Raw genomic sequence first — 11822 nt, forward strand, 5'->3', positions numbered from 1 at the left:
CTGGGGCGGGGTGCCGTGATCGGGACGCCATCGCAGGGCGGCGCCGGGAGTATCCCTGATGCGCGCCCCAGCGCCGCGGGGCAGCGGCCCATGGGTTCTTTCCGTGCCTGTTTCTGCAATCCGTTCCCTGCTGGATCACGACGAATCCCGCCCCGTAGCTGGCGGTCTACGCCGCCGGGGTTACAGCCCGGAGTAAGAGTGCAGGCCGGTGAAGACCGTGTTGACGACGGCGAAGTTGAAGATGACGCACAAGTATCCGACGATGGACAGCCAGGCTGAGCGGGTGCCGGTCCAGCCGCGGGTGGCCCTAGCGTGCATGTAGGCGGCGTAGACGACCCAGATCACGAACGTCCAGACTTCTTTGACGTCCCAGCCCCAGTAGCGGCCCCAGGACTGCTCGGCCCAGATCGCGCCGGCGGCCAGGGTGAAGGTCCAGAACGCGAAGCCGATCGCGTTGAGCCGGAAGGACAGGTTCTCCAGCGCCTGGGCGGAGGGCACCATGCCCAGGAAGCCCATGCCGGGGGCCTCACCGGCCAGAATGGCTTTCTCCCGGCGGGCCTGCAGCAGTTGGAGGACGGCCATGGCGAAGGTGATGGTGAAGATCCCGGAGGCGGCCACGGCGATGGAGACGTGGATGACCAGCCACCAGGACTGCAGCGCGGGGACCAGCGGGCCCACCGGGGTGGGAAAGCCGATGGTGGCGGCGGTGAGCATGATCACCACGAGCCCGGTGACGAGGGTGCCCACGAAGCGCAGGTCCCTCAGCAGCAGCGCACCCAGGTAGACCCCGGCCACGACGAGTGCCCCGGTGGTGGCGAACTCGTACATGTTGCCCCAGGGCACCCGTCCGGCGGCCACCGCCCGGGCCATCACAGCCACGGCGTGCAGGGCGAAGGCCAGGACCATGACGGTCACGGCCGCCTGGGCCGCTGGGCGGCGGGTCCCGGTGTAGCGCATGGAGGAGTCAGCGACGTGTTCGGCCAGCACCGACTGGGCGGAGGCCGGGTACCCGCGGCCGCGGTCACCGGTGCCCAGCCCGGCCCGGGAATCATCGGCCTCCACCGTGTTCACCGTGGCAGTGGTTGCCGCGCCGACCAGTTGCCCTTCCGATCTGTTGTGTTGCTCGGGTCGGGCCCTGCGCAGGATCTTGGAGTGGGAGGCCATGTCCCAGGCGAAGGCCACAAAGGCCACCAGGTAGGTCATGGCGGCCAGGAGCATGAACAACTGGCTCCAGGCGCCCAGGTCCTCATTGACGGTCATCGGTGATGTCCTCTCAGGTGTGGGCCGGCCCGCTGTGGGCCCTGCTCGTTTTGGGGTGTGCGGCAGCGTCAGCGGGCGGGGGCGCGGTGCCCCACTGCTGGGTGAACAGCTCGCCCAGCCGCTGCGCCTCGGCCGCCAGCCGGGGGTCCTCCCCGCGAGCCAGCAGACCGTACTCCAGGATTGTGGTTGGGGCCCCGTCCTTGTCGACGCCTTTCGAGGCCCTCACCCAGAGGCGGCGGCGGGCGATGAACATCGACATCAACAGGCCCGTGAAGGCCAGCACGAAGGACACGAAGGCGCCCGTCCGTCCCGGGTCGTAGACGATATCCAGGCCCACGTAGCGCTTCACATCGAGGAACTCGATGCTGCCCTTGCCCTGGGGCAGCTCGTAGACCGGGCCCGCGGCATCCAGGGTGATCGGCCCATCGGGGGTGAGCATGCCGTTGAGCTCGGTGAGCCCTTCGACGTCAAGCGCGTACACGTTCTGGGGGACTCCGGAGTCCAGTCCGAGGTCCCCGGAGTAGGAGGACAGGATCAGCTTCGGGTTGGCCAGTCCCGGATCCGCCGACCGCGGGAGCCCATCGGCCCCGGTGACGGCGGTGGGCAGCAGCAGGCCGGTGAAGCCTAGCTGGTCCGGGGCAGCGTCGGGGACCTTGAGCACGAGTGAAGAGGTGTAGACCCCGTCGGAAGGAATGCCCACCACCGGCCCCTCGAAGGCGACGTCGCCGTTGCCGTCGGTCACCCGGATCAGGGGGGCGTAGCCGTTGCCGATCAGGAACGACTTCACCCCGTCGACGTTGACCGGGGCGTTGACCTTCAGGGTCTCCTGCCGCGGCTGTCCTCCGGGTTGCTGGACGGTGACCTCGGCGGTGAAGTCCACCGGAGTCCCATACTGACTGGGAACGGCGGTGTCGCGGTAAAACTCGACCTCGAAGTTCTCCAGGGTGAGGGAGAACGGCTCCAGCTGGTCGGGGTCGTAGTTGGTGCCCGGGATGAACGCGTCGTAGTTGATCAACGAGTTGGCGAACGAATCGCCCTCCACGAGGATCTTCTGGCCCTTGAAGCCGAACAGGGACCCCACGGCCACGGAGACCAGCACGCCCAGCAGCGCCAGGTGGAAGACGACGTTGCCGACCTCCTTCCACATTCCCCGCTCGGCGGCCACCGACGGTGCCGGTCCTCCTGTGTCGCGCACGGCCACCCGGTAGCCGCGCTTGCCCAGCAGGCGGGCGGCCTGGGCCACGACCTCGTCCGGGGCCGGGGCGTCCGCGGGCCCACCGAGGACCAGGCGGCGGTGCTCGGGCAGCCGTTCCAGCCGTTTAGGGGTGCGCGGGGGCTGCGCCCGCCAGGCCCGCCAGTGCTTGCCCGCCCGGGGCAGTACGCACCCCACCAAGGAGACGAACAGCAGGATGTAGATCGCGGAGAACCACACGGAGGAGAACACGTCGAAGAACTGCAGCCGGTCCAGCCACGGGCCCAGGGTCGGGTTGGCATCGATGTAGTCGGCCACCGCACCCGTGTCCTGGATCCGCTGCGGGAAGGTCGAGCCGGGCACCGCCGCCACCGCCAGCAACAGCAGCAGGAACAGGGCGGTGTTCATCTTCGTCAGCTGCGCCCACGCCCACCGGGCCATCCCGACCGGCCCCAGCGCCGGCAGCTCGACATCCCCGGGGTTCTTGCCGGGTCCGGTGGGCGATGAGCCTCGGGGGCCCCTGCCGGGGGTGTCCTCAGGGGTGCTCTGCCTGCTGCTAGTGGTGCTCATGGTGACCTTTCAGCTCCCTGTGCGGGGACGGCGGAGGGGGTGCCGGAAGTCATGCTGTCTCGGCCACCGTGTCCTCGAGGAGGGTCTCGAGGATGGACCGGTCTGCGATCCCCAGGATGCGGGCTGCGACCCGGCCTTGGGCGTCGAGCACCAGCGTGGTGGGCACCGCCCGCGGGGGCACATAGGCGTTCAGGGCCATCACCACCTTCCCGTCCTTGTCTTCGAAGGAGGGGTACGGGATCCCGAAGGTCCGCTCGAAGGCCTCGGCCGTGGCCTGATCATCGCGCAGGTTTACCCCGTAGAAGGCGATCTGCCCCTCGAACTGCTGGGCGAGTTCGGCGAGGTCCGGGGCCTCCACCCGGCACGGAGGGCAGGCCGCGTACCAGAAGTTCAGCAGCGCGGGCTTCCCCCGCAAGTCCTCGGCCGAGAGCTCGGTCCCATCGAAAAGGGTGCCGCTGAACTGCACCGGCTCCCCCCGCTGATCCGGGGCGTACTCCGAGACGGTGCCGTCCCCGGCGATGTAGCCCTTCTCGTCTCCCGTGTTGGCCTGTTGGGCCAGGGGATCTTCCTCCGCACCGCAGCCGGCCATGACCACCCCGAGGACTCCTGCACCGGCCAAGGAGAGCACACGGCGGCGGGACGGGTGGGTGGGCAGTGAAGAGTTCGAGGGCACGGGCATTTCACCTCAGGGTCGAAACGGGCTCGGGGACGGGTAGGGGCTGACCCCGGAAACGATGAACCGGGAAGCCGATAGGCCTCTGAGCGCAACACGGCGGGCCTGTTGTCGAGGGCCTGGGGCGCACGCCGGCACACTCAGAGATGATCGTTATACGTCGATCATAGCAACGGGAATCACCGTTGCCGTCGGGGCGGCGACCACCGGCTGCGGGGGCATTGGCTCTCCGGGCAATGGCGATGCGGCCCGAGACGGAGGTGCCGCGGTTAGGGCGGACTCCAGGGAATGACCACGCGCGGTTCTCCTCCGGCGGACAGCTACGGGGACTCCAGATCGAGGGCGAGACCCACGTGCCCCAGGCCGTTTTCGGCCAGCACGCGGGCCATCAGCTCGGCCTTGGTGGTGGCTTGCGGCAGCTGCGGATCGGTGATGTGGGTCGGCAACCCTGGCAGGGCCTCAGCCGCGGATGTCCTCGTAGAGCAGGGTGGAGATGTAGCGCTCCCCGTAGTCGCACACAACCGCCACGATCAACTTGTCGCGGTTCTCCTCCTTGGCGGCATCCTGCAGGGCGGCCCACACGATGGCGCCCGAGGAGATCCCGCCGAGGATGCCCTCCTTGGTGCCCAGCTCCCGGGCGACCCGCACGGAGTCCTCGACGCTCACGTCGTAGACGTCGTCGTAGATGTCCCGGTCGAGGTTGTCGGGGACGAAGTTCGCCCCGAGGCCCTGGATCTTGTGCGGGCCGGCCTTGCCCTCGGTGAGCAGGGGTGAGTCGACCGGCTCGACGACGACCAGGCGGATGTCCGGCTTCTGCTCGCGCAGGTAGCGGCCCGCGCCGGTGATGGTGCCGCCGGTGCCCACGCCGGAGACGAAGACGTCGACCTGGCCGTCGGTGTCCTCCCAGATCTCGGGGCCCGTGGTCCGGTAGTGGATCGCGGGGTTGGCCTCGTTGGCGAACTGGCTGGCGAGGACGGCGTTGTCACTGGAGCCGACGATCTCCTGCGCCTTCTCGACCGCTCCGCGCATCCCCTCGGCACCGGGGGTCAGGACGATCTCGGCGCCGTAGGCGCGGAGCATGACCCGCCGCTCGGTGGACATGGTCTCGGGCATGGTGAGGATCACCTTGTAGCCGCGGGCGGCGCCGACCAGGGCCAGGGCGATGCCGGTGTTGCCGGAGGTGCCCTCGACGATCGTGCCGCCGGGCTTGAGCTTCCCGGAGTTCTCGGCGGCGTCGACGATGGAGACCCCGATGCGGTCCTTGACGGAGTTCGCCGGGTTGTAGAACTCCAGCTTCACGGCGACGTTGCCGGGCAGGCCCTCGTCGAGCCGGTTGAGGTGGACGAGCGGGGTGCTGCCCACGATCTCGGTGACGTCGTGGTAGATCTTCGCCATGGTGTGCTCCTGGGTGGTGGTGTGGTGAATCGGTGGGTGTTGGGATTCGGTGCGTCACAAGCCGGGGATGTTCTCCCGGGCTCAGACAGGAGTGATGAAGGTGCCGGCGAGGCTTTGGAGCTGATAGATCCACTGCATCCAGATCCCGGTCACCATCAGCAGCCCCACGGCGATCAGTACGGAGCCGCCGGCGATGTTGAAGGTGCGGATGTTGCGGCGGATGTAGCTCAGGGTCGTGGTGACCCAGTTGAGCCCGGCCGCGACCAGCACGAATGGAATGCCCAGGCCCAGGCAGTAGGTGAAGCCCAGCAGGGCTCCGCGCCAGGCCCCGCCGGTGGTGGTGCTCAGCGCCAGCACCGCACTCAGGGTCGGGCCCATGCAGGGGGTCCAACCCAGGCCGAAGACCACCCCGAGCAGCGGGGCGCCGGCGATGCCGGTGCGGGGTTGGAAGGACAGCTTCTTGGTCTGCTGCAGGAAGGGGAACTTCCCGACCAGCACCAGGCCCATGAGCGCCACGAACACCCCCAACACCCGCATCAGCGGATCCTGCCACCGCACCAACCAGCCCCCGATGGCGCCGAAGGCCGCCCCGTAGACAGTGAACACGGCCGCGAAACCCAGGATGAACAGCCCCACCCCGGCCAGCACCCGCCGCCGGTTGTCGGCCCGGGTCGGATCGGTCAGCCCGGAGACGTAGCCGAGGTAGCCGGGCACCAACGGCAGGATGCACGGGGAGATGAAAGAGACGATCCCGGCGATCACCGCCAAGGGCACGGCGATGAGCAGGGCCCCGGAGTTCACCGTCTCGACGAAGTAGCCGCCAATCGTCATCACCATCTCCTCGGGCCAGGGGGCGCCCTGAGACTACCGCACATGACCACTGTCAGCCCAAAACACGGTTATCATCGGTCCATGACGATTTCAGAGTATGTTCCGGATGCCCCTTGTGAGGTGTTGGATCCGGCGGCGGCGTTGTTCCACTCCCTCAGTGACCCGACCCGGCTGGCGATTGTGCAGCGCTTGGCTTCCGGGGAGGTGCGGGTGCGTGATCTCACCAGCGAGCTGGGGCTGGCCCAGTCGACCGTGTCCGGCCATGTGGCGTGCTTGCGTGGTTGCGGGCTGGTGCAGGGTCGGGCGCAGGGGCGCAGCGTGTACTACTCGCTGACCCGCCCGGAGCTGATGGACGTGCTGGCCGCCACTGAGGTGCTGCTGGCGGCCACCGGCAACGCCGTGAGTCTGTGCCCGAACTACGGGCTGGATGCCCGTGACACCCCCCAGATTCAGGAGATCACCCGATGAGCGATGCCTGCGGATGCAGCGACGAGAAGAACGAAACCGGTGAGGCCGGGGAGGAGGCCGAGGGCTTCTGGCAGGTGCGCGAGGTCCGGTTCGCCGCCGCGGCCGGGGTGCTGCTGCTGGCCGGCTGGATCCTGTCGCTGGCCGGGGTTCCTCTGTGGGTGGCGCTGAGCCTGGAGACGGGCGCGCTGCTGGCGGCCGGATGGACGTTCGTGCCCTCCACGCTGCGCCGGCTGGCCCGGGGCAAGATCGGGGTCGGGACCCTGATGACCATCGCCGCCGTCGGAGCGGTCGCCCTGGGGCAGATCGAGGAAGCGGCGATGCTGGCCTTCCTCTACGCCATCGCCGAGGCCCTGGAGGAGTACTCGGTGGCGCGCACCCGGCGCGGGCTGCGCGCGCTGCTGGAGCTGGTCCCGGATCAGGCCACGGTGCTCCGGGCCGGGGTGCAGGTCACCGTGCCCCCGGCTGAGCTGGTACTGGGGGACCGGATGGTGGTGCGGCCCGGGGAGCGGGTGGCCACCGATGGGCGGATCCTCACCGGGCGCACCTCCTTGGACACCTCGGCGCTGACCGGGGAGTCCGTGCCCGTGGAGGCCGGCCCCGGCGCGGAGGTCTACGCCGGGTCCATCAACGGCACCGGCCCGCTGGAGGTGGAAGTCACCAGCACCGCCGAGGACAATTCCTTGGCGAAGATCGTGCACATCGTCGAGACCGAGCAGTCCCGCAAAGGCCCCGGCCAGCGACTGGCCGATGCGATCGCCAAACGCCTGGTGCCGGGCATCCTCATCGTCGCCGCCCTGATCATCGCCTACGGGTTCATCGTGGGGGAGCCGGTCCTGTGGTTCGAACGCGCCCTGGTCGTGCTGGTCGCCGCTTCCCCGTGCGCCCTGGCGATCTCGGTGCCCGTCACCGTGGTGGCCTCGGTCGGAGCCGCCAGCCGCATCGGGGTGCTGATCAAGGGCGGGGCCGCGGTGGAGACCCTGGGCAAGATCGGCACCATCGCCCTGGACAAGACCGGCACCCTCACCCGCAACAACCCGGCCGTCATCGAGGTCGCCACCACTGGCGGGGTGACCCGGCAGCAGGTGCTGGGACTGGCCGCCGGGTTGGAGGCCCGCAGCGAACACCCCCTGGCCCGGGCCATCCTCGCCGCCACACCTGAGCGGGCCGAGGTGACCCAGGTGGATACCGTGCCCGGGGCCGGGCTCTACGGCACCCTGGACGGCGCCCGCCTGCGGCTGGGCCGGCCCGGGTGGATCGACCCGGGGCCCCTGGTCGCCGAGATCGAGCGGATGCAGCGCTCCGGGGCCACGGCCGTGCTCATCGAGCAGGACGGGCGTGTCATCGGGGCGATCGCGGTGCGCGATGAGCTGCGCCCGGAGGCCCGAGAGGTGATCACCCGGCTCAACCGCGCCGGATACACCACCGCGATGCTCACCGGGGACAACACCCTCACCGCCCATGCCCTGGCCGAGGCCGCCGGCATCACCCAGGTCCACGCCGACCTGCGCCCGGAGGACAAAGCCGAGATCATCCGCACCCTCAAGGCGCAACGCCCCACGGCGATGGTCGGTGACGGCGTCAACGACGCCCCCGCCCTGGCCACCGCCGACATCGGCATCGCCATGGGCGCAATGGGCACCGACGTGGCCATCGAGACCGCCGACATCGCCTTGATGGGCGAGGACCTCCACCACCTGCCCCAAGCCCTCGAGCACGCCCGGCGGACCCGCTCGATCATGCTGCAGAACGTCGGGGTGTCCCTGGCGCTGATCGCGGTGCTGATCCCCCTGGCCCTGTTTGGGATCCTCGGGTTGGCCGCGGTGGTGCTGGTACACGAGGTGGCCGAAATCCTGATCATCGCCAACGGGGTACGCGCCGGGCGGATCTCCCGCCGCACCCAGCTGCCCACTACCCAGCCCGCACCGGCTCTGGAACCGGCCGCATGAGCGCCCCCGTCGCCGGGCAGGTCGGCCCTTCGTCCCGATCTGCTCGCCGGTCCCGGACCCTCTTGCTGGCCGGGGCAGCGGCGCTGGCCACCGTCGATCTGATTCTCAAAGCCGTGACCTCAGCCCGTCTCACCGACGGGACCACGGTAGATCTGGGGCCGCTCACGCTGCAGCTGCACCACAACACCGGGGTGGCCTTCAGCCTCGGGGCGGCCCTGCCCTCCTGGGTCATCATCGCCGCGACCGGGGCGATCATCGCCGGGCTGATCTGGTATTTGCTCGTTGCGACACCCACCCTGACCGGGCTGGCCCGTACCGGAGCGACCCTGATGCTCGGGGGCGCTATCGGAAACTTCCTGGACCGCCTCGACGGGGGAGGGGTGGTGGACTACCTGCACACCGGGTGGTTCCCCACCTTCAATCTCGCCGACGTCTTCGTCACCACCGGGGTGGGCCTCTTGATCCTGGGTACGCTGCTGGCTCCGCGCCCCCAGGACATCTCCGCCGAATAGCCCCCACCTGCTCATCGCGTAACGTCAGGGCCGCCGAGACCTCCTCGGCGGCCCTGACTCAGGCCACCACGGGTCCCGCCCCGGGCCTTCACTCGTCACGCCCATGCCCGCCGCTCTTTGGCCACAGCCACCGCAGGCGAGGCCCCCGGGCCTCCCGTCGCACCGAGCCGATGACTATCTCGGGCCCCTGCACGGCGGCCACAACAGCTTCTCTGCCGGGTAGGCTCGGGTCGAGGTAGTCTCCAGCCCGAGACCCACCATTCCCTGGACAAAAGGCCCTGCACCGTCCCTTGCGGGCAACGTCAGATCCACCCCGTCCAATCAATCGGAATTAGGCGATAGGATCGGGTCATGACGAACACTAGTTGTACGACCGGCCTGGCCCCGGCTGTGGCCCTGTTTCACTCCCTGTCCGATCCCACTCGCCTGGCCATCGTGGGGCGCCTGGCCGGCGGTGAAGCTCGAGTGCGGGACCTGGTGGAGGAAACGGGCCTGGCTCAATCCACCGTCTCGGCCCATGTGGCCTGCCTGCGCGAGTGCGGGCTGGTGGCCGGACGCGTCGAGGGGCGGCAGATCTTCTACGCTCTGACCCGCCCGGAGCTGATGGATGTGCTCGCCGCCGCCGAGACCCTGCTGGCAGCCACCGGTTCCCAGGTCGCGCTGTGTCCCGCCTACGGCACCTCCACCCAAGAACACTGACAAATACATCACCCTCACCTGGCCCGCCCACGCACTGAGGGTGAAAGCGGGTGCTGGTGCGCCTTCGGGTGCCCATGACGGGCGCCGCGACCCATACCCGGTGACAGTGCCCCGGTGATGGTGCCCGGGGCATCGGCTCCCGGCAGCCTTCCCTTGCCTGCGCACTCGGCCGCCCGACACAGCGCAGCACGCCAGGTCCCGGTCGGCGATTCTCCCCACCTAAGAAAAGACAGGTTATGGAACTCATCTCCCCCGTGCTGCAGGCGATCGGCCTGTTCGCGGCCACCAACATCGACGACATCATCGTGCTCTCCCTGTTCTTCGCCCGCGGAGCCGGAGCCCGTGGCACTACCGCCAAAATCGGGATCGGCCAGTACGTGGGCTTCGGCGGCATCCTGGTCGCCTCCGTGCTGGTGACCCTGGGCGCCAGCACCTTCCTGCCGCCCGAGGCCATTCCCTACTTCGGCCTCATTCCCCTGATCCTCGGCCTCATCGCGGCCTGGAAGGTCTGGCGCAGCGACGAGGACGACGACGATGACGAGGGGAAGGTCGCCGGCAAACAGGTCAGCATCTGGACCGTCGCCGCAGTCACCTTCGCCAACGGCGGGGACAACATCGGGGTCTACGTGCCCGTATTCGTCACCGTGGGCCCCACCGCGATGGTGGCCTACTGCATCGCCTTTTTGGCCATGGTCGCGGTGCTGGTGGCTATCGCCAAGTACGTGGCCACCCGCAAACCCATCGCCGAAGTCCTGGAACGATGGGAACACATCCTGTTCCCGATCGTGCTGATCGGCCTGGGCGTGGTCATCCTCCTCGAAGGCGGCGCCTTCGGCCTCTAACCCATCCGCCTGCTGAGCTCAGCCCTGCGACGGGACCCCGGCTCCCCCGGGCGGTGTGAATGGCCAGGTCGCCCCCATCCTTTGCCTAAACGGTTCACTACCGTCGATCGTGGAACTAGGCTCGGCGCACACGATGCGTACGCCGAAAGGTGGAAACCATGCCGAGGATGTCCGCCTTAGAGGCCTCCTTCTGTCGCAGCGCGCCATGGGGCCTTGTGGCCCGGCGGATGGTTCCTTGGGCGACCCAGGGGTTCCCCGTCACCGGGGACGTGCTGGAGATCGGTGGAGGCAGCGGTGCGATGGCCGAGGCCATCGCCCGAGCCCATCCCCGGGTGCGGCTCACCATGACCGATGCCGACCCGGTGATGGTCGAGGCCGCGCAGGACCGCCTGGCCGGACACCCCTTGGTCCAGGCGCGTCAGGCCGATGCCACTCGGCTGCCCTTCGAGGACGAGTCGTTCGACACGATTCTGAGCTTTCTGATGCTCCACCACGTCATCGAGTGGGAACACGCGGTGACCCAGGCGGCCCGAGTCCTGCGACCGGGCGGGGCCTTCGTGGGATACGACCTGCTGGCCTCACCCATGGCATCCCTGGTGCACCGTGCCGACCGGTCACCGCACCGGCTCATCGAACCGGAAGCCTTCGGACCAGTCTTCGACCAGGCCGGCCTTGCCCCACTCGCCCTCCGGCTGTCCTTCGGCGGTCGGGTCATACGTTTTATCGCCCACAAGCCAGGCAATGCCCAGAACGCTCCCGGCAGCGACATCACTTCCAGGAACAGCCGATGAATAGCGCGCCCATCACCCCCGGAACCATCCATGAGGAGCTGGAGCGGGTCCGCGCGGACTTCCACGCCCTGATCATTAAAGCGACCCCTGCGGATGTGCACCATCTCTCGTCAGGCACTCGGTGGACCAACGGGCAGCTGCTGTTCCACATGTTCTTCGGCTACCTGATCGTCTGGCGCCTGCTGCCGCTGGTGCGCCTGATGGGCCGGCTCCCCGAGCCGGTCAGCCGCATCTTCGCCCGGACACTGGAGGCTGGCACCCGTCCGTTCCACCTCTTCAACTACTTCAGCGACCGCGGGGCCGCGCGGGTGATCCACGGTCCGCGGCTGATCCGGTGGTTCGACCGCACCGTCGAGGTCCTGCAGGCCCAGCTCGCCGCCGAGCCCGCGGCCGCACTGGCCCGTGGGATGCACATGCCCGTGTCCTGGGACCCGTACTTCCGGGACTGGATGAGCCTGGCCGAGATCTACCACTACGGCACTCAGCACTACGATCACCACCGACGGCAGCTGACCATCGGCCGGCCATCCTGAGGAGCTGAGTAGTGCGGTCGGGACGGCTCAGTGGGCGTCCTGCGTTTTGGGCGGGATCGCCACGTCAGGGCCGACCAGGCTGATGCTGATGGGGCCATGAGCCTGGGGTG

At 68.9% G+C, this 11822-nt stretch carries 13 protein-coding genes; 7 read left to right on the top strand and 6 right to left on the bottom strand.

Annotated features, from left to right (window positions below):
* Positions 1–180: 180 nt before the first annotated feature.
* From ccsB to RF638_RS08850, 6 genes are all read right to left on the bottom strand, one after another.
* Positions 181–1260 carry a c-type cytochrome biogenesis protein CcsB gene (ccsB, locus tag RF638_RS08825; RefSeq protein WP_109222873.1) on the bottom strand — a complete coding sequence of 360 codons (1080 nt, stop codon included), beginning with the start codon at positions 1258–1260 and terminating at the stop codon, positions 181–183.
* Between the two features lie 13 nt (positions 1261–1273).
* Positions 1274–3022: a cytochrome c biogenesis protein ResB gene (locus RF638_RS08830; RefSeq protein ID WP_109222874.1), complete on the bottom strand. Its 1749-nt coding sequence runs from the start codon at positions 3020–3022 to the stop codon at positions 1274–1276.
* A 49-nt stretch (positions 3023–3071) separates the two neighbouring features.
* The gene (locus RF638_RS08835; RefSeq protein ID WP_238663209.1) at positions 3072–3695 is read right to left on the bottom strand and encodes a TlpA disulfide reductase family protein; all 624 of its coding nucleotides are present in this window, start codon (positions 3693–3695) and stop codon (positions 3072–3074) included.
* A 320-nt stretch (positions 3696–4015) separates the two neighbouring features.
* On the bottom strand, positions 4016–4141 hold the full coding sequence (locus tag RF638_RS08840) for a hypothetical protein (protein WP_259915413.1): 126 nt from the start codon (positions 4139–4141) through the stop codon (positions 4016–4018).
* A gap of 13 nt (positions 4142–4154) precedes the next feature.
* The gene (gene cysK / locus RF638_RS08845; RefSeq protein ID WP_368841787.1) at positions 4155–5090 is read right to left on the bottom strand and encodes a cysteine synthase A; all 936 of its coding nucleotides are present in this window, start codon (positions 5088–5090) and stop codon (positions 4155–4157) included.
* A gap of 81 nt (positions 5091–5171) precedes the next feature.
* Complete coding sequence (locus RF638_RS08850; protein ID WP_368841788.1) at positions 5172–5921, bottom strand: cytochrome c biogenesis CcdA family protein; 750 nt, start codon at positions 5919–5921, stop codon at positions 5172–5174.
* Positions 5922–6002: 81 nt separating this feature from the next.
* On the opposite strand from RF638_RS08850, the gene RF638_RS08855 reads away from it, so the two are divergent.
* The 7 genes from RF638_RS08855 to RF638_RS08885 all read left to right on the top strand — a co-directional run bounded on the left by RF638_RS08855 (position 6003) and on the right by RF638_RS08885 (position 11712).
* Positions 6003–6389 (top strand): helix-turn-helix transcriptional regulator, encoded by a 387-nt coding sequence (locus RF638_RS08855; RefSeq protein ID WP_062737356.1) that lies wholly within the window; start codon positions 6003–6005, stop codon positions 6387–6389.
* Positions 6386–8335 (top strand): cation-translocating P-type ATPase, encoded by a 1950-nt coding sequence (locus tag RF638_RS08860; RefSeq protein ID WP_129701476.1) that lies wholly within the window; start codon positions 6386–6388, stop codon positions 8333–8335. The genes RF638_RS08855 and RF638_RS08860 overlap by 4 nt, the downstream gene beginning before the upstream one ends.
* Positions 8332–8847, top strand: a complete 516-nt coding sequence (gene lspA, locus RF638_RS08865; RefSeq protein ID WP_109222877.1) for a signal peptidase II — start codon at positions 8332–8334, stop codon at positions 8845–8847. Before RF638_RS08860 ends, lspA begins: the two co-directional genes overlap by 4 nt.
* A 351-nt stretch (positions 8848–9198) precedes the next feature.
* Positions 9199–9546: a helix-turn-helix transcriptional regulator gene (locus tag RF638_RS08870; protein WP_062737353.1), complete on the top strand. Its 348-nt coding sequence runs from the start codon at positions 9199–9201 to the stop codon at positions 9544–9546.
* A gap of 236 nt (positions 9547–9782) precedes the next feature.
* Positions 9783–10388: a cadmium resistance transporter gene (locus RF638_RS08875; RefSeq protein WP_109222878.1), complete on the top strand. Its 606-nt coding sequence runs from the start codon at positions 9783–9785 to the stop codon at positions 10386–10388.
* A 167-nt stretch (positions 10389–10555) separates the two neighbouring features.
* Positions 10556–11179: a class I SAM-dependent methyltransferase gene (locus RF638_RS08880; protein ID WP_238663210.1), complete on the top strand. Its 624-nt coding sequence runs from the start codon at positions 10556–10558 to the stop codon at positions 11177–11179.
* A complete protein-coding gene (locus tag RF638_RS08885; protein WP_109222879.1) occupies positions 11176–11712 on the top strand; it encodes a DinB family protein in 537 nt (178 codons plus the stop codon). The genes RF638_RS08880 and RF638_RS08885 overlap by 4 nt, the downstream gene beginning before the upstream one ends.
* The last annotated feature ends 110 nt before the right edge of the window (positions 11713–11822 follow it).

The sequence above is a fragment of the Kocuria sp. CPCC 205235 genome (genome assembly GCF_040980905.1).
GTDB lineage: Bacteria > Actinomycetota > Actinomycetes > Actinomycetales > Micrococcaceae > Kocuria > Kocuria carniphila.

What these genes read in the sequence shown, in the direction of transcription:
- ccsB (WP_109222873.1), bottom strand. Translation starts at nt 1,260, where the DNA reads ATGACCGTCAATGAGGACCTGGGCGCCTGGAGCCAGTTGTTCATGCTC.
- RF638_RS08830 (WP_109222874.1), bottom strand. Translation starts at nt 3,022, where the DNA reads ATGAGCACCACTAGCAGCAGGCAGAGCACCCCTGAGGACACCCCCGGC.
- cysK (WP_368841787.1), bottom strand. Translation starts at nt 5,090, where the DNA reads ATGGCGAAGATCTACCACGACGTCACCGAGATCGTGGGCAGCACCCCG.
- RF638_RS08850 (WP_368841788.1), bottom strand. Translation starts at nt 5,921, where the DNA reads ATGACGATTGGCGGCTACTTCGTCGAGACGGTGAACTCCGGGGCCCTG.
- RF638_RS08855 (WP_062737356.1), top strand. Translation starts at nt 6,003, where the DNA reads ATGACGATTTCAGAGTATGTTCCGGATGCCCCTTGTGAGGTGTTGGAT.
- RF638_RS08860 (WP_129701476.1), top strand. Translation starts at nt 6,386, where the DNA reads ATGAGCGATGCCTGCGGATGCAGCGACGAGAAGAACGAAACCGGTGAG.
- lspA (WP_109222877.1), top strand. Translation starts at nt 8,332, where the DNA reads ATGAGCGCCCCCGTCGCCGGGCAGGTCGGCCCTTCGTCCCGATCTGCT.
- RF638_RS08870 (WP_062737353.1), top strand. Translation starts at nt 9,199, where the DNA reads ATGACGAACACTAGTTGTACGACCGGCCTGGCCCCGGCTGTGGCCCTG.
- RF638_RS08875 (WP_109222878.1), top strand. Translation starts at nt 9,783, where the DNA reads ATGGAACTCATCTCCCCCGTGCTGCAGGCGATCGGCCTGTTCGCGGCC.
- RF638_RS08880 (WP_238663210.1), top strand. Translation starts at nt 10,556, where the DNA reads ATGTCCGCCTTAGAGGCCTCCTTCTGTCGCAGCGCGCCATGGGGCCTT.
- RF638_RS08885 (WP_109222879.1), top strand. Translation starts at nt 11,176, where the DNA reads ATGAATAGCGCGCCCATCACCCCCGGAACCATCCATGAGGAGCTGGAG.